We start from the raw sequence: 22,163 nt of genomic DNA, 5'->3' as shown, positions 1-22,163 counted from the left end.
CGGGACGGTCAGGCCGTGACGATCTCGCGCATCAGCCGGGCGGTCTCGGACGGGGTTTTCCCGACCTTCACGCCGACGGCCTCGAGCGCTTCCTTCTTCGCCTGGGCGGTACCGGCCGAGCCGGAGATGATCGCACCGGCGTGGCCCATCGTCTTGCCCTCGGGGGCGGTGAAGCCCGCGACGTACGCGACGACCGGCTTCGTGACGTGCTCGGAGATGTAGGTCGCGGCCCGCTCCTCGGCGTCGCCACCGATCTCACCGATCATGACGATCGCGGTGGTCTCGGGGTCGGCCTCGAACGCCTCCAGGCAGTCGATGTGCGTCGTCCCGATGACCGGGTCGCCGCCGATGCCGACCGCGGTGGAGAAACCGATGTCACGCAGCTCGTACATCATCTGGTAGGTCAGCGTGCCGGACTTGCTGACCAGCCCGATCTTGCCGGACTTCGTGATGTCGGCCGGGATGATGCCGGCGTTGGACGCACCGGGCGAGATCAGGCCGGGGCAGTTCGGCCCGATGATCCGGGTCTGGCCGCCCTCCGCGCGCTTCTTGCCCGCGTAGTCCCAGGCCCAGGTCGTGTCGTGCACCGGGATGCCCTCGGTGATGACGACGGCCAGGCCGATGTTCGCGTCCACGGCCTCGATGATCGCGGCCTTGGCACCGGCCGGCGGCACGAAGATGACACTGACGTCGGCACCGGTTTCCTTGATCGCCTCCGCGACGCTGCCGAACACGGGTACGGCTACCCCGTCGTCGAACTCGACGGTCGTACCGGCCTTCTTCGGGTTGACGCCGCCCACGATCTGGGTGCCCGAGCGGAGCATGCGCTGGGTGTGCTTGCGCCCTTCCGACCCGGTCATGCCCTGGACGATGACCTTGCTCTTCTCGGTCAGGAAAATCGACATCTCTCGGCGTCCCTTACTTCGCAGCCAGCTCGGCGGCGCGGCGGGCGGCGCCATCCATGGTGTCCACCTGCTCGACCAGCGGGTGGTTCGCGTCGGTGAGGATCTGCCGACCGAGCTCGGCGTTGTTGCCGTCCAAGCGGACGACCAGGGGCTTAGTCACCTCGTCGCCACGCTCGGCGAGCAGCTTCAGCGCCGAGACGATGCCGTTGGCGACCGCGTCGCACGCGGTGATGCCGCCGAAGACGTTCACGAACACGCTCTTCACGGCCGGGTCGGACAGGATGATCTCCAGACCGTTGGCCATGACCTCGGCCGACGCGCCGCCGCCGATGTCGAGGAAGTTGGCCGGCTTCTTGCCGCCGAACTCCTCACCCGCGTACGCGACGACGTCCAGCGTCGACATGACCAGGCCCGCGCCGTTGCCGATGATGCCGACGTCGCCGTCGAGCTTCACGTAGTTGAGGTTCTTGGCCTTCGCGGCCTGCTCCAGCGGGTCGACCGCGGAGACGTCCTCGAGCTCGTCGTGGCTCGGCTGGCGGAACGACGCGTTCTCGTCGAACGTCACCTTGCCGTCGAGCGCGATGATGCGGCCACCCGGGGCCTTGACCAGCGGGTTGACCTCGACGAGCGTGGCGTCCTCACCCACGAAGACGTCCCAGAGGGCGACGACGGCCTTGGCCGCCTCGTCCAGCACGTCTTCGGGGAACTTGCCGGCGACCAGGATCTCGCGGGCCTGCGCCTCGCTCACGCCGTCCACGGCGCTGACCGGGATCCGCGCGAGCGCGTCGGGGTTCTCGACCGCGACCTGCTCGATCTCGACGCCACCCTCACGGCTGGCCATCGCGAGGAACGTGCGGTTCGCGCGGTCGAGCAGGAAGGAGAAGTAGTACTCCTCCTCGATGTCGCTCGCCTCGGCGACCAGCACGCGGTGCGCGACGTGGCCCTTGATGTCCATGCCCAGGATGTCGGTGGCCCTGGCCTCGGCATCGGCAGGCGTCTCGGCGAGCTTGACGCCGCCGGCCTTGCCGCGGCCGCCGACCTTCACCTGGGCCTTGACGACGACCTGCTTGCCGACCTTCTCGGCAATGGCCTTCGCCTCGGCCGGAGTGTCGGCTACCGAGCCGGCCAGCACCGGAACCCCGTGCTTGGCGAAGATGTCCCTCGCTTGATATTCGAACAGATCCACTGCCGCGTCCGTCCTCGCTCGTTTCGACGCGGGTCGCAGCCGCCGCTCGGCCCGCCGTCGCTGCCTCGTCGCATTGGATGCCGGGCGATCTCACGCGTGCCGGACGGAGAACCGCCGTTGCGGTCTCGTCGGCAGAAGACGGGTATCCGACACCCTCTTGCGGCAGGTTATCGGGGCCGACACGCGTCGTGCGTGTCCACGCCGGTGTGTTACCTCACAAGCACGGTGATGCAAACACCAGATGTCCGGGCAGTACCGGGTAGCCCCAGGTCACACCGGTTCAGAGCGGCCGGTCGAGGGGCGATGTGACGTGGAACGCCCCATCCCGTCACTCCAGCCCCAGACGCGCGTTGTTCCCCACGACCGTCCGGCTCACCTCGGGCGGTCGGGGGTCGGGCGTTCGAGGGGTGCGCCCGACCCCGCCTCCGCACCCCGCCTCCGCACCCCGACTCCGCACACCCTCCGTAAGCACGAGGCTCGGCCCCGGCCGGACGGGGGATCGGCCGCGGCGCGGACCGCGCGTGTGATCCAGTGCGGCATAAGAGAGGTTTAAGACTCGCAACCCTGTCCGGGCGTAGCCTGTATATGGCTATTTGGCGGGAATAACGGCAGCGCACTGGTGGCACTCGCGATAACCAATGGTGCGAGTTCGGCTACTGATAGCAGTGTTCCGCCAGAGGAAAAATGGGATTCCGCGGGCGCAAAGCCACGGGTTCGTATGCCATTCTTGTGCCCACCGTCTGGTGGTGGCTACGGTGACGGCCGGTATCGGGCTGGCATTGGCGCCGGCAACGACCGACTCCGGATCTTCGATTCGTGAACGCGTTCGGCGCGTCGCACGTGATCAAGAACGGGAGCAGGTAAGCCGTCGAAAGGCAGTTCGTGCAAGAGAGCGGGAATGTCCGACACGTCGGACGCCATCGCGCGCCGACAGCACCACGCGCCGGATACGCGATGGTGGTCACGACCGCCGTCGTCGGCGTCAGCGTTGCTGCTTTGGCGATCGGCTCTGCGCTCCCCTCGACGGATACCGCAACCGCCTCGGCCGCACTCGGGCAGAAACTCGACTCGAGCAAGATCGTCGACCGATCGGCCGACGCCGGTAACACCACGCAGGCCGAAAAGCCCCGTAGCGGGGACGCCCGGGCGTCCCGCTCCCAGAAGCGCAACGGTGTTTCCGAGCCGGAACAGCTACCGGTCTGGGTCAGGCCCGCTCAGGGCCCGCTGAGTTCGCTCTTCGCGGCCCGCTGGGGCGCGTTCCACTACGGCATCGACTTCGCCGCCGCTTACGGCTCGACCGTGCGGGCCGCGAGTGCCGGCACGGTGATCCGGTCGGGCTGGTACGGCGGCTACGGCCAGATCGTGATCATCGACCACGGCAACGGCGTGACGACCCGGTACGGCCACAACTCAGAGCTGCTGGTTTCGGTCGGCGACCACGTCGAGGCCGGCGACCCGATCTCCAAGGTAGGCAGCACCGGGCAGTCGACCGGCCCGCACTGCCACTTCGAGGTCCGCGTCGACGACGTGCCCGAAGACCCGCTGGGTTGGCTCGAGGAGCACGACGTCGCGGTCACGAGCGTCAACACCAACCTCTGAGACGCCCGGCCGGTACGGGCCGATCACCGGCGCGCCGGTGGCGATCGAGGCCTTGGCCTTCAGCTTCTTGACGATCGGGCGGAAGCGCGCCCGGAGCACGGCGGTCGGGCCGGGCCGACGGTGCCGCCCCGCCTTCTGCGGTGCCACGATCAGATCGTTGTTGCGCTCGCACATCTGGCTCATCGCTCTCCCCCACCCTTGAATACCGCCGGTCGTTCGAACACGTGTTCGATTCTACCGAGATGGAGTGCACGGCACCAGCCTTTCGTACGACCACCTCGGGACGTCGTCACACGTGTGTGTCCTATGTGACGGACGCGCTACCGAACGTGGTGCAGCAAAAGGAAACGCACACTCCGCACACTCAACGGATCGAGGCCGCGCCAAGTAACGCCCACTTGCGCGCTATTTCGAGTACGCCCCCGAAGTGCCTACAAGGAGCGCCCGAAACCGGCCCGCGAGTCCGATCTGGAGTTAGCTGAACGAGCGCAGCGGCAAGCCCCGGACGACGAAGCGGTACTCGCGGCCGGCCCGGAGGTCAGGGGCGTACCAGCGGACGACGTAGCGGTGCGACGGCCCCCGGTACCGCACCTCCACGGCGCAGGAACTGTCGTCGACGAGCAGGTGCCACGCACCGGCCCCGAGCGGTGTCCACTCGACCAGGGCGATCGGCTCGTTCCACACCAGATCGGCCGGCGCGGCGTCGTACCAACCCTGTTCCCAGAACGCGTCCTGTTCCGGGGTCACGTCGACGAATCTCGCCGCTCCGGCGGGCCGGGGCCCGGCGGACACTCCGGACGACTCCGGCCAGTAGCGACGGACCCGGAGGTCGAACGTCCGCTGGATCGGCGCCTCGGTCACCACGTCCCCGTCTCCGACGAGCGACGCCAGAGACGCCGCCTGCGCGGCCAGGAACTCACACGTGGTCGGGCCGTAGAGCGTGTGGCCGCCCTCGTAGTGCTGGCGGCTGTACTCCTCCGGCGTCGTGCAGTAGCCGGCGTACTCGTTGGCCACCGACGACACGACGACGTCGTGCACCCCGGTCGCCGCGGTCACCGCCGCGGCGACCCGGCGCCCGGCGTCCACCGTGATCTCGAACGGCTGGCCGACCAGCAGCGCGGAGCCGATCCGCAGGACCTGCACCGGGAGTACGCGCGGGAACCGGTGTTGCGGCATCACCACCGGCTGCAGCCACCGCGAGCCGAGCACCCACTTCGCACCGTGGGGATCGGCGGCCGAATGCGGCTTCGGCGTCCCGGCCCGGAAGGGCGGGATCCGGTGGACGACCGGCGTCTCGTTCTCGTACGCGCCCGCGATCAGCGCCGCCCCCAGCGCGGGCCGCGGCATCGACGACAAGTCGACTTCCCGGAACCCGGCGCCCAGCGTGACGTCGTCGCGGAGCGCGGGCTCCAGCCCGGTGTAGAGGTCGGAGGCGGCCGCGCCGATGCCCCGCCCGACCCTGGCCGCCTCGACGTCACCCGCCCGCCCCGGACGCAGCGCGGGTGCCACGTCGGCATGAGTGCCTTGCAGGGCACCGACCACCGGACCGGCACCCAGCCGGTCGCGCATCTCCTCGTAGACGTAGGCCCACAGGTCTGCGTTGTAGACGCTGTTGCGCATCGGGAGGCCGGTGCCGTGGACGCCGAACACGACGAGCGCGGCGAGCCGGGTGCCGTCGGTGCCGTCGACCCTCAGCAGACGCAGCCGCGGGTCGACCGCGGCGTAGGCGCGCTGCGGGGCCGTTCGCCGGTCGGGCACCGGGTTCCGCACGTGGGCCGGCAGCGAACGGTTGCGGGTCAGGCCCCAGACCTCGGTCTCTCCCAGCGCGAGCCGGGCCGGGCGGCGGGTCTCCACGGCCTGGCGCACGCCGGCGGAGAGCTGCTGGATCAGAAATCGCGTCCAGACCGGGTCGAATCCCGGACGGTTGGACGCGAAGCCGTTGTAGAGGTCGGTGCCGAGGAACTGGCCCGGTGCGCCGTGCGTGTGGGTCGCGCCGACGAACAGGCCGGCCAGCGGGAAGCCGGTGGCCGCCGCGACCGCCCGCTGCAGCACGGCCGAGCCGCCGAGCAGGTCACACTGGACGATCGCCAGCGACGCGGCGCCCGCTTGCAGGTGCAGTACCCGGGCGCGTAACCGGCCGCGGAAGCCGACGCCGGTGCGCGCGTTGCGCGAGTAGCCGGCCTTGGGCAGCCCCGGTGGCGGGGTGATGTCGACCTCGGCCGCACCGGCCAGCAGCCCGCGCACCGGATCGGGCCGGGTCGCCGGAGCCGCCAGCGTGAACCGCATCCCGGCACCCTACCGATACCTGAGAGCCAGAGCGGGTTGGCTCCGGACGCCGATTCGCGCGGTCCCGCGGATCCCTAGGTTCAGTGGCGACGAAGCCACCAGAGGAGGATCCGAGATGAGCGCGCCGACCATGACCGAGCCGACCGTCACCTACGAACCGCGTCGCCCGCCCGCGCCGAACGTCATCCTCGGTGCCTGGGACGCCGGGACCCGGCGCTCGGCCGGCTACCTCGCCCTCGGGTTCGTGACCGGGATCCTGGGCCTGACCACGTTCATCCTCGTCGTGACGTTCGGCGCCACGTTCTCGGCCCTGATCGTGGGCGTGCCGGCGCTGCTGGCCTGCCTGGCGGTCAGCCGCGGGACGGCCGAGATCGAGCGGCGCCGTGCGGCGCTCGTGCTCGGAACTCCGCTCCCGTTGCCGTATCCGCTCGTCAGTGGCTCGTATCTGCGCCGGATCGGGCAGTGGCTGGCCGCGCCGTCGACCTGGCGCGACCTGCTCCACCACCTGCTCGTCTTCCCGCTGACGCTGTTCGCCGCGGTCACGGCGCTCGCGTTCTGGGCCGCCGGCCTGGGAGCGATGTCGCTCTGGGCCTGGTACTGGACGATGCCGAACGACCGGATCCCGCTGTTCGGCGTCGACGCCCACCCGCTCTTCGTCGTCGACAGCGTGGCGTCGGCGATGCCGTGGGTCGGCGTCGGGATCGCGCTGCTGTGGGTGGCCGGTTGGGTCACCAAGGGCCTGGCCCGTATGAGCGTCGGCTTCACGTCGTTCCTGCTGGGGCCTTCGCAGTCAGGCCGTTGAGATCACCGAGAACAGTTCGGCGAGACGCCCCTCCGGCAGGCCTGCGGAGCGGGCGTTCGCGCCGTTCCATTGCGAGATCCGCTCGCGCATCACCTCGAAGTCGCCCGGGAGCTGGCTCACGTGCTCGCGCAGCGCCGACAGCTTCTGCTCGAACACGTCGGTGATGTCGACGCCGTGGTCGGCGGTGGGGGTGCCGCTGAACCACATCTCGCGGACGGTCCACGGCTCGAGGCCCTCGTCGCGCAGCAGCGTCTCGTGCGCGAACGGGTTCCGGGCGTCCGGGTACACGGCGTCGAACGTCGCTTCGCCGATGCGGACGTGGTCGCCGTGCGCGGCGGGCACCCGCGCCCAGTCGCGGATCGGTGACGTCGTGACGATCCGGTCGGGCCGGACCCGGCGGATCTGCCGGGTGATGTCCCGCCGCAGGTCGTGGGTGACGTAGAGCGCTCCGTCGGGATAGCCGAGGAACGTCACGTCGGTGACGCCGACGACCGCGGCGGCGGCCCGCTGCTCGGTCTCGCGGAGCGCGGTCATCTCCTCGCGCGGGGTCTCGTCGAATCCCCCGGCGCCGCCGCTGGTCGCGATGGCGTAGGCCACCTCGATGCCGGCTTTGGTCCAGGTCGCGACCGTGCCCCCGGCACTGAAGTCGACGTCGTCCGGATGCGCGGTGACGACCAGCACGCGCTGAACGTCGTCAATAGGAACCACTGAACGCGGAAAACTCACCCCCAAATCCTAAGCGGGCGACTTCCCCTGCACCGAAGGCGCGAGCAGAGTCCTGACCTGCAGCCCGTCAAATCACTGACCTGGAGCCCGCTGAGGACGGCGCTGACATCCGCGCCACTCGACGCCGCGTATTTGGTCATACTCAAGTCGAGTGGCGCGGCTGTCAGCGTCGTCCTCAGCGGGCCGCCCTCAAAGCTTCCCGCGGCCGGCGCGGAGTAGGAGCATGGCGAGCTGAGCGCCGTCCGTGCCGAGGGCGTCGCGGAACTTGTCGACGATGGCCTGCTCGCGCGCCAGGACGAGCCGGGTGCCCCCCGCGGCCATCCGGGCGGCCCCTACCTGGCGGCTGAGTTCGGCGCGTTCGTGCCAGATCCGGATCAGCTCGTCGTCCGCGGCATTGATGCGCTCGCGGAGCTCGGCGATCTCGTCGGTCGGTGCGGTCATGGTGTGCTTCCTCGTGAACGTGAGCCCTCTGCGACCCCGGGCACGCAAAACGCCCCGGGAGCTGGGCCCCGGGGCGTCGAAGTGGTCTGGGTTCAGACGACGATGACGGCTACCGGATGCCCGGAGCCGTAAAAAAATCGTGCCGTCAGTCGAACCACGGGAAGAGTGTTACACGTGCGTCGGCGCCCGGCCAATAGGGCTCAAGATCTGTCGCCGGGCCGGAGTAAGGTCGCTGAGCGATGAGCACCCTGTTCGACGCCCCCAGCCAGGCCCCGGATCCGGTCCCCCCACGGCGGCCGGTCCGGTTGGCCGTCGATCCGGCCACGCTGCTCGAAGGCCTCAACGACCAGCAGCGCGCCGCCGTCGTCCACGAGGGCACACCCCTGCTCATCGTGGCCGGGGCCGGGTCGGGGAAGACCCGTGTGCTCACGCACCGCATCGCGTGGATCCTCGCGCACCGCGGCGCCCAGCCCGGCGAGATCCTCGCGATCACGTTCACGAACAAAGCCGCGGGCGAGATGAAGGAGCGCGTCTCGGCGCTCGTCGGCCCGCGGGCCCGCTCGATGTGGGTGTCGACGTTCCACTCCGCCTGCATCCGCATCCTCCGCGCCGAGGCGAAGACGGCCGGGCTGAAGTCGTCGTTCTCGATCTACGACGCCGACGATTCGCGGCGTCTGATGACGCTCGTCGCCCGCGAGCTCGATCTCGACCCGAAGCGTTACCCGGCCCGCTCGCTCATCGCCCAGATCAGCAACCTGAAGAACGAGCTGATCGACGAAGAGACCTGGGCGTCGCGGGCCTCCAGCACGTCCGAACGCATGCTCGCCGAGGCCTACACGCTCTACCAGCGCCGTCTGCGCGAGGCCCAGGCGCTCGACTTCGACGACATCATCATGACGACGGTGAATCTGCTCCAGGCGTTCCCGGCCGTGGCCGAGCACTACCGGCGCCGGTTCCGCCACGTCATGGTCGACGAGTACCAAGACACGAACCACGCCCAGTACATGCTGATCCGCGAGCTCGTCGGCACGGATTCGGCCGGCGACCTGTCGCCGGCCGAGCTGTGCGTGGTCGGTGACGCCGACCAGTCGATCTATGCGTTCCGGGGTGCGAGCATCCGCAACATCCTCGAGTTCGAGCGAGACTATCCGCAGGCGACGACGATCCTGCTGGAGCAGAACTACCGCTCGACGCAGACGATCCTGTCCGCGGCGAACTCCGTGATCGCGCGCAACGAGGGCCGCAAGCCGAAGAACCTGTGGTCGCAGGCCGGTGACGGTGCTCCGCTCACGGCGTACGTGGCCGACAACGAGCACGACGAGGCCGCCTGGGTCGCGAACGAGGTCGACCGGCTCACCGACTCGGGCGCCAACCGGCCCGGCGAGGTCGCGATCTTCTACCGCACGAACGCCCAGTCCCGGGTGTTCGAAGAAGTGTTCATCCGGGTCGGGCTGCCGTACAAGGTCGTCGGCGGCGTCCGGTTCTACGAGCGCAAAGAGGTGCGCGACGCGCTGGCGTACCTGCGCGCGCTCGCCAACCCCGACGACACGGTGAGCGTGCGGCGGGTGCTCAACACCCCGCGCCGCGGCATCGGAGACCGGGCCGAGGCCTGCGTCGAGGCGTTGTCGTCCCGCGAGCGCATCGGCTTCGGCGCAGCGCTCGAGCGGGCCGGCGAGGCACCCGGCATCGGCAGCCGAGCGGTGAAGTCGATCGGCGAGTTCACCGCGCTGATGACGTCGCTCCGGCGGCTGGCCGATACCGAGCCGCCCAGCATCGTGCTGGAAGAGGTGCTGTCCCGCACCGGCTACCTGGCCGAGCTCGAAGAGAGCACCGACCCGCAAGACGAAGGCCGGGTCGAGAACCTGCAAGAGCTCGTCAGCGTCGCCCGAGAGTTCGAAGAGCGCGCGGCGGCGACCGAGACCGAAGCCGGGCTCGTCGAGTTCCTCGAGCAGGTGGCGCTGGTGGCCGACGCCGACAGCATCCCGCCCGCGCCCGACGACGAGGAAGGCGCCGACCAGGCCGCCCAGCAGGGCCAGGTCACGATGATGACGCTGCACACCGCGAAGGGGCTCGAGTTCCCGGTCGTGTTCCTCACCGGGCTGGAAGACGGGGTGTTCCCGCACCTGCGGTCGCTGGGCGACCCGAAGGAGCTGGAGGAGGAGCGGCGGCTCGCGTACGTCGGCATCACCCGGGCGCAGCAGCGGCTGTACCTGTCCCGGGCGATCACTCGCAGCGCCTGGGGGCAGCCGCAGTACAACCCACCGTCCCGGTTCCTCGACGAGGTGCCGGCCGGGCTGCTGAGCTGGGAGCGCGAGGCACCGGCCCCGAAAGAGACGCTGTCGAAGTGGAGCGGCACCGGCTCGGCGCAGGAGCGGCTGGCGCAGCAGTACGCGTCGGCGGCGAGGCCGGGCGGCGGCCGGGCGGCCGGCGTCGGCAACCGGCCGGTCATCTCGCTGGTGGTCGGCGACCGGGTCACCCACGACGCGCACGGGCTGGGGCGCGTCGTGGAGATACGTGGTGACGGAGATCGAGCCCAGGCCTGCGTCGACTTCGGCGACGGCAAGCCCCGCTGGTTCCTCCTCCGCTACGCGCCCCTGGAAAAGCTCTAGTGCAGATGTACTGACCTGGCGCGTGCCTCAGCACTGACCTGGAGCCCGTCCAGAACGGCCCGCCCACTCAGCCAGTGCGGTCTACTACGTAGTGGGTCAGGGACTCGAGGGCCCGGCGTGCAGGCACGTCGGGAAGGGCCCCCAGGAGGTCTCTGGCGCGCTGGGCGTAGGCGGCCAGGGTGTCGCGGGCCGAAGCCATCGCGGGCGACTCCCGTAGCAGCCCGAGCGCCTCCGCCACCTCGTCGTCGTCCGAGATCGGCCGGGAGATCAGCTCGCGCATCCGCGCCTCGGCCGGCTGGTCGCCGGCCAGCGCGTGCAGCACGGCCAGCGTCGGCACGCCCTCGCGCAGGTCGGTGCCGGGCGTCTTGCCGGACTCCGCCGACGTGGACGCGATGTCGAGCAGGTCGTCGGAGAGCTGGAACGCGACCCCGATTTCCTCGCCGTACGCGGTCAGGGTCTCGGAGACCGCCGGGCCGCACCCGGAGAACATCGCGCCGAACTGCAACGACGTGGCGATCAGCGACCCGGTCTTCTCGGCGAGCACGTGCAGGTGGAACTCCACCGCGTCCGCGCCGTCGAGCGGGCCGGCGGTCTCCCGGATCTGGCCGGTCACCAGCCGCGCGAACGTCCGGGCCTGCAGCCGGACGGCCTCTGGGCCCAGGTCGGCCACCAGGTCGGACGCCCTGGCGAACAGGTAGTCACCGGTGAGGATCGCGATCGTGTTCGTCCAGCGCGTGTTCGCGCTGGGCGCCCCCCGTCGCACCGGAGCCTCGTCCATGACGTCGTCGTGGTAGAGCGTCGCCAGGTGGGTCAGCTCGGCCACGACCGCCGCCTGGACGACCGCCGGTGCCTCGTGGTTGCCGAAATGCGCCGCGGAGAGCGCCAGCAGCGGCCGGAACCGCTTGCCGCCCGCCTCGACCAGGTGGCGCGCCGCGCTGCTCACCAGCGGGTCGGCGTCCGACACCGCGGCCCGCAGCGCGTCCTCCACCTGGCCGAGACCGGTGCGGACGGAGGCGGCGAACTCAGGCTCGATGGCCTCGATGCCGAGCAGACCGGTGCCGGTAGGTGCCACGTCCATCCCTGCTGTGCGCGTGTTCATCGAACAAATTGTGCCGCCTCGCCTGCGAGGTCGAGCAGTTGAGTCGGCACCACGCCCAAAGCAACGGTGGCGAGCACCCCGATCGTCAGGGCAGCGGCGGTGAAACCACCGGGCACCGAAACGGTCGGACCGTCCTCAGCAGGGTCGGACAGATACATGAGCACAATGACTCGCAAATACGGAAATGCGAGGATCATGCTAGCGATGACACCGACGATGACCAGCGCCACCGAGCCACCGTCGACCGCTGCCGCGAACACCGCGAACTTGGAGATGAAACCGCTGGTCAGCGGCAGTCCGGCGAAGGCCAGCAGGAATACCGTCATCACGCCGGCGTAGAGCGGGGAACGACGGCCGAGCCCGGCCCACCGGGACAGGTGGGTCGCCTCGCCGTCGGCGTCGCGGACCAGCATCACGACCGCGAACGCGCCGATCGTCGTGAAGCCGTATGCGGCCAGGTAGAACAGCGTGGACGAGACGCCCCGCTCGGTCATCGCGACGACGCCGGTCAGGATAAACCCGGCGTTGGCGATCGACGAGTAGGCCAGCAGGCGCTTGATGTCGGTCTGGGTCACCGCGAGCACCGCGCCGACGATCATCGTCAGCATCGCGATCGCGATCAGCACCGGACGCCAGTCCCACTTCGTCGACTGGAACGCCACGTAGAACACCCGCAGGATCGCGCCGAACGCCGCGACCTTGGTGCAGGCGGCCATCAGCGCGGTCACCGGCGTCGGGGCGCCCTGGTAGACGTCCGGGGTCCAGGAGTGGAACGGCACCACGCCGGCCTTGAACAGCAGGCCGATCAGCAGCATCGCCAGGCCGACGAAGAGCAGCACGTCGTTGGCGGGCGACCCGTTGACCGCGTCGTGGATCGCGCCCAGGTCGACCGAGCCCGCGTACCCGTAGATCAGCGCGACGCCGTACAGGAAGAACGCCGACGCGAACGCGCCCAGCAGGAAATACTTGACCGCGGCCTCCTGGCTGAGCAGGCGGCGACGCCGGGCCAGCGCACAGAGCAGGTAGAGCGGCAGCGAGAGCACTTCCAGCCCGACGAACATGATCAGCAGGTCGTTCGACGAGACGAACAGCACCATGCCGCCGAGTGCGAACAGCGCCAGCGGGAACGCCTCGGTGTGCGAGGTCGGCTCGCTGGCCAGCTTCCGGTCGGGCGCCGAACCGGCGACGACAGCGGCCTGGGCCACGAACGATCCGCCGGAGTCCAGCGTCCGCTCGGCCATCAGCAGGACGCTGACCGCGCCGAGCACGATGATGCTGCCCGACAGGAACAGCGCGGGCCCGTCGATCGCGACCGCACCCGCGGCCGTGATGACCTCGGTCTTGGCCTCGAGTACCACCGCGACGAACGCGGCGATCAAGGCGGCCAGCGAGAGCACGACCTGGGTGAGGTGCCGCGCCCGGCGGGGCACGAACGCCTCCACCAGGATGCCGAGGCACGCCGCGCCGAGCAGGATCAGCATCGGCGAGAGCGCCGCGTAGTCGAGCTTGGGCGCCTGGATGTCGGCGGCCATCAAGTCCGCGGTCATCGGTTTCCTCCGGCCACTTCAGTCGGTTGCGGGTCCTGCTTGCCGACGTCGGTCAGCGTGGCCTTGATCGCCGGGTTGATCACGTCGAGCACCGGCTTCGGGTAGACCCCCAGCCCGATGATCAGGACGAGGAGTGGCGCGATCACCCAAGCCTCGCGGCGGCTCAGGTCACGCCACTTCGGCGTCTCTCCCAGGGAGGGGTTCAACGGGCCGTGCATCGTCCGCTGGATCATCCAGAGCACGTAGAGCGCCGCCACCACGATGCCGAGCGTCGCCACCACACCCGCGGTGGGGTTGCGGGAGAAGACGCCGATCAGCACCAGGAACTCGCTGACGAACGAGTTCGTCATCGGCAGCGCCAGCGACGCCATCCCGGTGACGAAGAACGCGCCGTAGATCCAGGGGACGAGTTTCCCGACGCCGCCGTAGTCGGCGATCAGGGCCGAGCCGCGGCGGGCGATCAGGAACCCGACGACCAGGAACAACGCGCCGGTCGCGATGCCGTGGTTGACCATGTACAGCACCGCGCCGCTGCCACCCTGCGACGTGAACGCGAAAACGCCGATCGCGATGAACCCGAAGTGGGCCACCGAGGTGTAGGCCACCAGGCGCTTCATGTCGTGCTGGCCGATCGCCAGCAGTGCGGCGTACAGGATGCCGATGATGCCGAGCACGATCACCATCGGCGCGAAGAACCGCGACGCCTCCGGGAACAGCGGCAAGTTGTAGCGCAGGAAGCCGAACGTCCCGACCTTGTCCATGACGCCGACGAGCAGCACCGCGGCACCGATCGGCGCCTGGCCACCGGCGTCCGGCAGCCAGGTGTGGAACGGGAACAGCGGCGCCTTCACCGCGAACGCGACGAAGAACCCGAGCCAGATCCAGCGACCGGCCGCGGTCGACATGTCCATACCGGCGAGCTTGTCGAAGGCGAACGTGCCCTCACCCAGCTGCCGGGCGCTCACCACGTAGAGCCCGATCACGCTGGCCAGCATGAACAGGCCGCCGACGAGCGAGTACAGGAAGAACTTCACGGCCGCGTACTGACGCTGCGCCCCGCCGTACGACCCGATCAGGAAGTACATCGGGACGAGCATGGCCTCGAACCAGACGTAGAAGAAGAACACGTCGGTCGCGACGAAGACACCGATCATGCAGGCCTGCAGCGCGAGCATCAGCGCGTAGTACGTGCGCACCGAACGCCGCCCGGCGCCCGACTCGTGCCACGACGCCAGCAGGACGATCGGCGTGAGCACGGCGATGAGCGCGAGCATCACCAGCGCGATGCCGTCTACGCCGAAGTCCAGACGGGTGCCGAACGACGGGATCCAGGTGTACGAGCTGACGAACTGGAACCGGTCGCCGTCCGGGTCGAAGTTGGCGCAGATGATGATCGTCAGCACGAGGACGATCAGCGACCAGCCCAGCGCGACCAGCTTCGCCAGCCGATCCGCGCCCTTGGGCAGGAACGCCAGCACGATCGCGCCGACGAGCGGCAGAACAGTCAGTACCGGGAGCCAGGGACCGTTCATCCGAGCCGCACCACCAGCAGCGACGCCAGCACCACGACCGCACCTCCGAGCATCGTCAGGGCATACGACCGGACGAACCCGGTCTGCAGGCGACGGAGGCGGCCGGAGCCACCTCCCACCGCGGCGGAGAGGCCGTTGACCAACCCGTCCACCCCACGGCTGTCGACGTACACCAGGGCCCGGGTGAGCCACTGGCCCGGCCGCATGAACACGGCCTCGTTGAACGCGTCGGCGTAGAGGTTCCGCCTGGCCGCCACCACCAGCTGGTTCGCCGGCTGCTCCGCGCGGGCGGTGCCGTGGCGGAAGATCACGTAGGCCAGCGCCGCACCGATCACCACGACCAGGAGCACCAGACCGGAGATGACCACCGGTTCGAGCTTGTGCGCGGCCTCCGGAGCCTCGGCCCCCTCACCGACCAGCACCGGGTGCAGCCAGTTCGAGACCCGGTCGCCCTGGGTCAGCAGGAAACCACCGGCCACCGAGCCGACCGCCAGCACCATCATCGGCACGGTCATCGAGAGCGGCGACTCGTGCGGGTGCGGCGCCCCGCCCTCGTCCTCGGTCGTCCAGCGCGGCTTGCCGAGGAACGTCAGGACGAACAGCCGCGTCATGTAGAACGCGGTCAGCCCGGCACCGAGCAGCGCGACCCCGCCGAACAGCCAGCCGGACCAGCCCGGCCGGTCGAACGCGTGCTCGATGATCGGGTCCTTGGAGAAGAACCCGGAGAGCGGCGGGATACCGATGATCGCCAGGTAGCCCAGCCCGAACGTCGTCGCGGTGATCGGCATGTACTTCGCCAGACCGCCGAACCGCCGGATGTCGACCTGGTCCTTCATCCCGTGCATGACCGAACCGGCGCCGAGGAACAGGCCGGCCTTGAAGAAGCCGTGCGCGAGCAGGTGGATGATGCCGAGTGCGTACGCCTCACCGCCGAGCCCGACGGCCAGGAACATGTAGCCGATCTGGCTGACGGTCGAGTACGCGAGGACCTTCTTGATGTCGTCCTTCGCGCAGCCGATGACGCACCCGATCAGCAGCGTGAGCGCACCGATGACGCAGACCACGGTCCGGCCGGTCTCGCTCAGGTCGTAGATCGGGTGGGCCCGGGCGATCAGGTACACGCCCGCGGTGACCATCGTCGCGGCGTGGATCAGCGCGGACACCGGCGTCGGGCCGGCCATCGCGTCCGGGAGCCAGGCCTGCAGCGGGAACTGGCCGGACTTACCGCAGGCGCCGAGCAGGAGCAGCAGCGCGAGGATCGTCACGGTCGTCGACGAGAGCTTGTCGACCGAGCTGAACACGCCCTCGAACGAGGTGTCGCCGAGCTTCGCGAACATCAGGAAGATGCCCAGCGCCAGGCCGACGTCGCCGACCCGGTTCATGATGAACGCCTTCTTCGCCGCGGTGGCGGCCTCCGGGCGCGTGTACCAGAACGCGATCAGCAGGTACGACGCCAGTCCGACGCCCTCCCAGCCGACGTAGAGCGCCACGAAGCTGTTGCCCAGGACGAGCAGCAGCATGGCCGCGACGAACAGGTTCAGGAACGCGAAGAAGCGCCGCCGGCCCTCGTCGTGAGACATGTACCCGATCGAGTACACGTGGATGAGGAAGCCGACCCCGGTGATCAGCAGCACGAACAGTGCCGACAACGGGTCGTAGAGCAGCCCCGCGTCGACCTTCAGGCCGCCCACGTCGATGAACGTGAACAAGTGCTGGGAGATCTCCCGCGAGCCCTCCAGCCCCCGCAGTGCGAAGAACTGGACGACACCCAGCACGAACGCGACGCCCACGGTGGCGCACCCGAGCAGGTGCCCCCAGGCGTTCGCCCGACGGCCGGCCAACAGCAGCACCACGGCGCCGGCCAGCGGCAGCGCGATCAACAACCAGAGCAGGGAGAGAGACCCCGTCGGCTCTGCATACTCCACGGCGGTTTATCCCCTCAGTACTTCAGCAGGTTCGCGTCGTCGACCGAGGCCGACTTGCGAGTGCGGAAGATCGACATGATGATCGCGAGCCCGACCACGACCTCCGCGGCGGCGACGACCATGACGAAGAACGCCATGACCTGACCGTCGAGCGTGCCGTTGATCCGGGAGAACGTGACCAGCGTGAGGTTGGCCGCGTTGAGCATCAGCTCGATGCACATGAACACGACGATCGCGTTGCGCCGGATGAGGACGCCGACCGCACCGATCGTGAACAGTGCAGCGGAGAGCAGCAGGTAGTAGGTAGGAGTCACTCCGTCTTCAGCCCTTCGGGGTGGTCAGACCGCTGTCGAGTTCGCGCCGCTCGACCGAGGGCGCGACACTGCCGTCGGCGGCCGTACCGTCGGGCAGCAACGCGGGGGTGGCCACCGAGTCGGCCAGCGCGTACACGCCGGGGCCGGGCTTGGGTGCCGGGTAGTTGCCCTTGCGGAACCGGGCGATCGACCGCTCGCGCTGCGTCGGGACGCCGCCCTTCTCGCGCTCGACGTGGGCCAGGATCATCGCGCCGACCGCCGCCGTGATCAGCAGCGCGCTGGTGACCTCGAACGCGAACACGTACCGGGTGAACAGCAGCGCCGCGATCGAGTCGACGTTCCCGCCACCGGTCGCGTTGGTCTGCGCCAGGCCGCGGGGGCTCACCTCGCCGAGGGCGCGGTAGAGGCCGGTGGTGACCAGCGCCGCCAGCCCGATACCGAGCACGATCGCGGCCAGTCGCTGTCCGCGCAACGTCTCCACGATCGAGTCCGACGAATCACGCCCGACCAGCATCAGCACGAACAGGAACAGGATCATGATCGCGCCGGTGTAGACGATCACCTGCACCATGCCGATGAACGGACCGGCCTGGAGCACGTAGAACACCCCGAGGCTGAACATCGTGCAGACCAGGAACAACGCGGAGTGGATCGCGTTACGGGCCAGCACCATGCCGATCGCGCCACCGAGCGCGATCGGGGCCAGGATCCAGAACGCGACCTTCTCGCCGGTGGGCGGATCGCCGGGGGCCGCGGCGGCCAGCACTTCCAGAGCGATGCTCACTCAGACGACCTCCTTCGCGTCCGACCGGTCCGTGCGTTCGGCTCCGGCCGAGGCACCCGGGTTGGTCGGGCCCTGCACGTAGTAGTCGGTCTCGTTCTCGCCCAGCCGCATCGCGTGCGGCGGGAGCTCCATGCCCGGCAGCAGCGGCGCGAGCAGCTGCTCCTTGGTGAAGATCAGGTCCGCGCGGCTGTCGCTGGCCAGCTCGTAGGCGTTCGACATGGTCAGCGACCGGGTCGGGCACGCCTCGATGCACAGGCCGCAGAAGATGCAGCGCGCGTAGTTGATCTGGTAGACCGCGCCGTAGCGCTCGCCCGGCGAGAACCGGGCCTCTTCGGTGTTGTCGCCGCCCTCGACGTAGATCGCGTCGGCGGGGCACGCCCAGGCGCAGAGCTCGCACCCGACGCACTTCTCCAGCCCGTCGGGGTGCCGGTTGAGCACGTGACGCCCGTGGAAGCGCGGGGCGCTCGGCTGCGGGACGTCCGGGTACTTGATCGTCACCCGCTTCTTGAACATCGTCGAGAAGGTCAGGCCGAAGCCTTGGACGGGTCCGAACATGTCAGCTCTCCTTGCCCGTCTCGGGCTCGTCGGCCCCGACCTTCGCCGGCACCTGCTTCAGACGCGGGGACGGCGGCACGACCAGGTTCATCGGCGGGACCGGGTAGTCGGACTCCGGGTTGGGATCGCGAGCGTCGACTTGCTTCTTCTGCGCGGGCTCCGGGACCAGCTGGCTGATCGCCAGCACCACCAGCAGCAGGACCGCGACGCCGATGAAGAAGTTCCGCGACGAGAAGTCGTACTCCCGGCTGATCGTCCGCATCGCGGCGACCAGCAGCACCCACACCAGGCTGACCGGCACCAGGACCTTCCAGCCGAAGTGCATGAACTGGTCGTAGCGCAGACGGGGCAGCGCACCGCGGAGCCAGACGAAGACGAACAGCGCGCCCAGCACCTTGAGGATGAACCAGAGAACAGGCCACCAGCCCTCGTTCGCACCCGCCCAGAGCGTGCCGATGCCGAACGGAGCCCGCCAGCCGCCGAGGAACAGCGTCGTGCAGAGCGCCGAGACCGTCACCATGTTCACGTACTCACCGAGGAAGAACATCGCGAACTTCAGCGACGAGTACTCGGTGTGGAAACCGCCGACGAGCTCGGACTCGGCCTCCGGGAGGTCGAACGGAGCGCGGTTCGTCTCACCCACGGCCGAGATCGCGTACACGATGAAGCTCGGCAGCAGCGTGACCACGAACCAGGTGTTCTCCTGTGCGGCGACGATCTCGCTCGGCGAGAGCGACCCCGCGGTCAGCAGCACCGGGACGATCGACAGACCCATCGCGACCTCGTACGAGATCATCTGGGCCGCCGACCGCAGACCGCCGAGCAGCGGGTACGTCGACCCGGACGACCAACCGGCCAGCACGATGCCGTACACGCCGAGCGACGAGCAGGCCAGGATGTACAGGACGCCGACCGGCAGGTCGGTGAGCTGCAGCGCGGTCGTGTGCCCGAACACCGAGACGTTCGGCCCGAGCGGTATCACCGCGAACGCGACGAGCGCGACCATCGCCGAGAGGATCGGCGCCACGATGAACACGACCTTGTCGGCCGCGGCCGGGATGACGTCTTCCTTGAACGCGAGCTTGATGCCGTCGGCGAGGCTCTGCAGCGTGCCCCAGGGGCCGGTGCGGTTCGGGCCCGGCCGGACCTGCATGTAGCCGATGACCTTGCGCTCGGCCACGATCGAGAACAGCACGAACACCACGAGGATGCCGAACGTCGCGACGATCTTCGCGAGTATCAGCCACCACGGGTCGTTGCCGACCGCAGCCGGCTCCGCGGCTGCCAGCACCGCCCTGCCGTCCATCAGGCCTCGCCTTCGTCTGAGTCGATCGCCGGCACGCCGCCGTCGGCCGGATCCCCACCGTCGCTGGTGGCGCGGGCCTCGACGTCACCCAGGCCACCGTCGGGCGACACGCCGTCGCCGCCTGCCGACCCTGCCGTAATCCGCACCAGATCACCCGCGCCCACGCCGAGCGTCGGTCGCACCCGCGAGTCGACCGAGTTCGACGGCAGCCAGACGACCCGGTCGGGCATCTCGGTGATCGCCACCGGCAGCTGGATCGCGCCCCGATCGGTGGAGACCAGGATGTGCGCGCCGGGCCGGACGCCGAGCTCCGCGGCGGTGCCGGGCGCGAGGTGCGCGAACGCCGGCTTCGCGGTGCCGGCCAGGTGCTCCTCGCCGGCCTGCAGCGTGCCCAGGTCGAGCATGTGGTGCCAGGTCGCCAGTACGGCCTCGCCGGCACCGGGGCTCACCCGGGGCGCGGCCGGCTCCATCGGGGACGGTGGCGGGTCGAGGTCGGGCTCGGGGGTACCGAGACCGGTGAACTCCGCCAGCACGGCTTCCTGCGTGGTCGTCCCCAGGTAGGCGCCCAGCTCGGAAGCGAGCGCGTCGAGCACCCGGGCGTCCGACATCGCGCCGGTGCCGGCCAGCGTCAGCCCGAACGGCCGGACCCGGCCCTCCCAGTTGACGAAGCTGCCGGCCTTCTCGGCCACCGGGGCCACCGGGAACACGACATCGGCGTACGCGGTGACCGCCGAGTCGCGGACCTCCAGCGACACGAGGAACGGTGCGGCTTCCAGCGCGGCCCGCGCGGCCACCGGGTCGGGCAGGTCGTCGGGGTCGACGCCGCCGACCACCAGACCACCCAGCGAACCGTCGGCCGCCGCGGCCAGGATCTCCGAGGTCGAACGACCCGGCGCCGAGGGGATCGAGGCCCCCCAGGCCGACTCGATCGCCGACCGGCCGGCCGCCGACGAGAGCTGACGCCCGCCGGGCAGGAGCGTCGGCAGCGCGCCTGCCTCGACCGCTCCACGCTCACCGGCCCGCCGCGGCACCCAGCCGAGCGACGCACCGGTCGAGAGCGCCAGCAGCGACGCGGCCGAGTACGCGCCACGGATACCCGCGGCCCGCTCCCCGACCAGGATCACCGCACCGGGCGCCCGCAGTGCGTCGGACAGCGACGTGAGCCCGGGCAGTTCGCCGGCCCGCAGAGCGTCCAGGACCTTGGGCTCGGCGCCGGGGGTCGCCTGGATCAGCGTCCCGCCGAGCTTGTCGAGACCCCGGGTGGCCAGCGGGGCCACCGACCACACCCGGGTGCCGAGCTTCCGCCACGCCTTGCGCAGGCGGAGGAAGAGGATCGCCGCTTCCTCCTCCGGCTCGAGCGCGACCAGCAGGACGTCGGACGCGTTCTCGAGGTCGGAGTAGGTGATCCCGAGCCCGGAGCCCGCCACGTGCGCGCCGAGGAACAGCGCCTCCTCGTCGGAATGCGGGCGGGCCCGGAAGTCCACGTCGTTCGTCCCGAGCGCGACCCGGGCGAACTTCGAGTACGCGTAGGCGTCCTCGAACGTGACCCGGCCGCCGGGTAGCACGCCGACGCCGCCGTTCTCGCGGGCGGTCTCCAGCCCGCGGGCCGCCACCGTGAACGCCTCGCTCCACGAGGTCGGCTCGAGCTCACCGGCGGAGTTGCGCACGAGCGGCTGAGTCAGCCGCTCCTTGCCGGTCGCGTAACGGAACGCGAAGCGGCCCTTGTCGCAGTTCCACTCCTCGTTGACCTCCGGGTCCTCGCCGGCGAGCCGGCGGAGGACCTTGCCGCGCCGCCAGTCTGTGCGCAGCGCGCAGCCACCGGCGCAGTGCTCACACACCGACGGCGTGCTGACCAGGTCGAACGGGCGGGCCCGGAACCGGTAGGCGGCGCTGGTCAGCGCACCGACCGGGCAGATCTGCACGGTGTTGCCGGAGAAGTACGACTGGAACGGTTCGTCGGACGCGATGCCGACCTGCTCCAGCGCCGAGCGCTCCAGCAGCTCGATGAACGGGTCGCCGGCGACCTGCTTGGAGAACCGCGTGCAGCGGGCGCAGAGCACGCAGCGCTCGCGGTCGAGCAGGATCTGCGTCGAGATCGCCAGCGGCTTCGGGTACGTGCGCTTGACGTCCCGGAACCGCGACTCGGCGGCACCGTTGCTCATCGCCTGGTTCTGCAGCGGGCACTCGCCGCCCTTGTCGCAGATCGGGCAGTCGAGCGGGTGGTTGATCAGCAGCAGTTCCAGCGTTCCGCGCTGCGCCTTCTCGGCCACCGGGCTGGAGAGCTGCGTCTTCACCACCATGTCGGGCGTCACCGTGGCGGTGCAGCTCGCGACCGGCTTGCGCTGGCCCTCGACCTCGACGATGCACTGACGACAGGCGCCGACCGGGTCGAGCAGCGGGTGGTCGCAGAACCGCGGGATCTGGATGCCCAGCTGCTCGGCGGCCCGGATGATCAGCGTGCCCTTCGGCACGGTGACCGACAGCCCGTCGATCGTGAGCGTGACCGTGTCTACGGCCTGGGGGGCGATGGTCATGAGGTCGCCTCCG

17 protein-coding genes are annotated in these 22,163 nt (G+C 69.8%); 3 read left to right on the top strand and 14 right to left on the bottom strand.

The window, feature by feature from the left end; all coding sequences use genetic code 11:
* Positions 1-8 precede the first annotated feature (8 nt).
* Positions 9-905, bottom strand: a complete 897-nt coding sequence (sucD, locus tag ACIBZJ_RS31690) for a succinate--CoA ligase subunit alpha (RefSeq protein WP_395936122.1) — start codon at positions 903-905, stop codon at positions 9-11.
* Between the two features lie 13 nt (positions 906-918).
* Positions 919-2,091, bottom strand: a complete 1,173-nt coding sequence (sucC, locus tag ACIBZJ_RS31685; RefSeq protein ID WP_395936120.1) for an ADP-forming succinate--CoA ligase subunit beta — start codon at positions 2,089-2,091, stop codon at positions 919-921.
* A 954-nt stretch (positions 2,092-3,045) separates the two neighbouring features.
* On the opposite strand from sucC, the gene ACIBZJ_RS31680 reads away from it, so the two are divergent.
* Positions 3,046-3,690 (top strand): M23 family metallopeptidase, encoded by a 645-nt coding sequence (locus ACIBZJ_RS31680; protein WP_395936118.1) that lies wholly within the window; start codon positions 3,046-3,048, stop codon positions 3,688-3,690.
* A gap of 474 nt (positions 3,691-4,164) precedes the next feature.
* Here the strand turns inward: ACIBZJ_RS31680 and ACIBZJ_RS31675 are convergent, their stop codons facing one another.
* The gene (locus ACIBZJ_RS31675) at positions 4,165-5,976 is read right to left on the bottom strand and encodes a neutral/alkaline non-lysosomal ceramidase N-terminal domain-containing protein (RefSeq protein WP_395936116.1); all 1,812 of its coding nucleotides are present in this window, start codon (positions 5,974-5,976) and stop codon (positions 4,165-4,167) included.
* Between the two features lie 115 nt (positions 5,977-6,091).
* Between ACIBZJ_RS31675 and ACIBZJ_RS31670 the strand changes: the two genes are divergently transcribed.
* On the top strand, positions 6,092-6,778 hold the full coding sequence (locus ACIBZJ_RS31670) for a sensor domain-containing protein (RefSeq protein ID WP_395936114.1): 687 nt from the start codon (positions 6,092-6,094) through the stop codon (positions 6,776-6,778).
* On the opposite strand, the gene ACIBZJ_RS31665 is transcribed toward ACIBZJ_RS31670, so the two are convergent.
* Positions 6,767-7,504, bottom strand: coding sequence for a PIG-L deacetylase family protein (locus ACIBZJ_RS31665; RefSeq protein WP_395936112.1), 738 nt, complete (start codon positions 7,502-7,504; stop codon positions 6,767-6,769). The two genes, ACIBZJ_RS31670 and ACIBZJ_RS31665, sit on opposite strands and share 12 nt — an antisense overlap.
* Before the next feature lie 189 nt (positions 7,505-7,693).
* Positions 7,694-8,041, bottom strand: coding sequence for a chorismate mutase (locus ACIBZJ_RS31660; protein WP_395936300.1), 348 nt, complete (start codon positions 8,039-8,041; stop codon positions 7,694-7,696).
* 143 nt (positions 8,042-8,184) lie between these two features.
* Here ACIBZJ_RS31660 and pcrA point away from each other — a divergent pair, with 143 nt between their 5' ends.
* Entirely contained in the window at positions 8,185-10,554 is a 2,370-nt protein-coding gene (gene pcrA, locus ACIBZJ_RS31655; RefSeq protein ID WP_395936110.1) for a DNA helicase PcrA, read from the top strand.
* Between the two features lie 67 nt (positions 10,555-10,621).
* Here pcrA and ACIBZJ_RS31650 read toward each other — a convergent pair whose 3' ends face one another.
* Genes ACIBZJ_RS31650 through ACIBZJ_RS31610 form a run of 9 tightly spaced genes read right to left on the bottom strand, consistent with a single transcriptional unit; the run spans position 10,622 to position 22,150 of the window.
* Positions 10,622-11,653, bottom strand: coding sequence for a polyprenyl synthetase family protein (locus ACIBZJ_RS31650; protein ID WP_395936108.1), 1,032 nt, complete (start codon positions 11,651-11,653; stop codon positions 10,622-10,624).
* A complete protein-coding gene (gene nuoN, locus ACIBZJ_RS31645) occupies positions 11,650-13,200 on the bottom strand; it encodes an NADH-quinone oxidoreductase subunit NuoN (RefSeq protein WP_395936106.1) in 1,551 nt (516 codons plus the stop codon). The genes ACIBZJ_RS31650 and nuoN overlap by 4 nt, the downstream gene beginning before the upstream one ends.
* The gene (locus ACIBZJ_RS31640; RefSeq protein ID WP_395936104.1) at positions 13,197-14,732 is read right to left on the bottom strand and encodes an NADH-quinone oxidoreductase subunit M; all 1,536 of its coding nucleotides are present in this window, start codon (positions 14,730-14,732) and stop codon (positions 13,197-13,199) included. The genes nuoN and ACIBZJ_RS31640 overlap by 4 nt, the downstream gene beginning before the upstream one ends.
* Positions 14,729-16,657, bottom strand: coding sequence for an NADH-quinone oxidoreductase subunit L (nuoL, locus tag ACIBZJ_RS31635; RefSeq protein ID WP_395936102.1), 1,929 nt, complete (start codon positions 16,655-16,657; stop codon positions 14,729-14,731). The genes ACIBZJ_RS31640 and nuoL overlap by 4 nt, the downstream gene beginning before the upstream one ends.
* A gap of 14 nt (positions 16,658-16,671) precedes the next feature.
* Positions 16,672-16,971, bottom strand: coding sequence for an NADH-quinone oxidoreductase subunit NuoK (gene nuoK, locus ACIBZJ_RS31630; protein WP_395936100.1), 300 nt, complete (start codon positions 16,969-16,971; stop codon positions 16,672-16,674).
* A 7-nt stretch (positions 16,972-16,978) separates the two neighbouring features.
* A complete protein-coding gene (locus ACIBZJ_RS31625; RefSeq protein ID WP_395936298.1) occupies positions 16,979-17,749 on the bottom strand; it encodes an NADH-quinone oxidoreductase subunit J in 771 nt (256 codons plus the stop codon).
* Between the two features lie 6 nt (positions 17,750-17,755).
* Positions 17,756-18,310 (bottom strand): NADH-quinone oxidoreductase subunit NuoI, encoded by a 555-nt coding sequence (gene nuoI / locus ACIBZJ_RS31620; RefSeq protein WP_395936098.1) that lies wholly within the window; start codon positions 18,308-18,310, stop codon positions 17,756-17,758.
* A 1-nt stretch (position 18,311) separates the two neighbouring features.
* Positions 18,312-19,616: an NADH-quinone oxidoreductase subunit NuoH gene (gene nuoH / locus ACIBZJ_RS31615; RefSeq protein WP_395936096.1), complete on the bottom strand. Its 1,305-nt coding sequence runs from the start codon at positions 19,614-19,616 to the stop codon at positions 18,312-18,314.
* Complete coding sequence (locus ACIBZJ_RS31610; protein WP_395936094.1) at positions 19,616-22,150, bottom strand: NADH-quinone oxidoreductase subunit G; 2,535 nt, start codon at positions 22,148-22,150, stop codon at positions 19,616-19,618. Before ACIBZJ_RS31610 ends, nuoH begins: the two co-directional genes overlap by 1 nt.
* Positions 22,151-22,163 lie beyond the last annotated feature (13 nt).

It is taken from the genome of Cryptosporangium sp. NPDC051539 (assembly GCF_044454545.1).
Taxonomy (GTDB): Bacteria; Actinomycetota; Actinomycetes; order Mycobacteriales; family Cryptosporangiaceae; genus Cryptosporangium.
This window is presented reverse-complemented; position numbering and strand designations above follow the sequence as displayed.

Excerpts from the sequence above, each read along its gene's own strand:
- sucD (WP_395936122.1), bottom strand. The coding sequence starts at position 905 with ATGTCGATTTTCCTGACCGAGAAGAGCAAGGTCATCGTCCAGGGCATG.
- ACIBZJ_RS31680 (WP_395936118.1), top strand. The coding sequence starts at position 3,046 with ATGGTGGTCACGACCGCCGTCGTCGGCGTCAGCGTTGCTGCTTTGGCG.
- ACIBZJ_RS31650 (WP_395936108.1), bottom strand. The coding sequence starts at position 11,653 with ATGAACACGCGCACAGCAGGGATGGACGTGGCACCTACCGGCACCGGT.
- ACIBZJ_RS31675 (WP_395936116.1), bottom strand. The coding sequence starts at position 5,976 with ATGCGGTTCACGCTGGCGGCTCCGGCGACCCGGCCCGATCCGGTGCGC.
- ACIBZJ_RS31640 (WP_395936104.1), bottom strand. The coding sequence starts at position 14,732 with ATGAACGGTCCCTGGCTCCCGGTACTGACTGTTCTGCCGCTCGTCGGC.
- nuoH (WP_395936096.1), bottom strand. The coding sequence starts at position 19,616 with ATGGACGGCAGGGCGGTGCTGGCAGCCGCGGAGCCGGCTGCGGTCGGC.
- pcrA (WP_395936110.1), top strand. The coding sequence starts at position 8,185 with ATGAGCACCCTGTTCGACGCCCCCAGCCAGGCCCCGGATCCGGTCCCC.
- nuoN (WP_395936106.1), bottom strand. The coding sequence starts at position 13,200 with ATGACCGCGGACTTGATGGCCGCCGACATCCAGGCGCCCAAGCTCGAC.
- nuoI (WP_395936098.1), bottom strand. The coding sequence starts at position 18,310 with ATGTTCGGACCCGTCCAAGGCTTCGGCCTGACCTTCTCGACGATGTTC.
- ACIBZJ_RS31670 (WP_395936114.1), top strand. The coding sequence starts at position 6,092 with ATGAGCGCGCCGACCATGACCGAGCCGACCGTCACCTACGAACCGCGT.
- ACIBZJ_RS31610 (WP_395936094.1), bottom strand. The coding sequence starts at position 22,150 with ATGACCATCGCCCCCCAGGCCGTAGACACGGTCACGCTCACGATCGAC.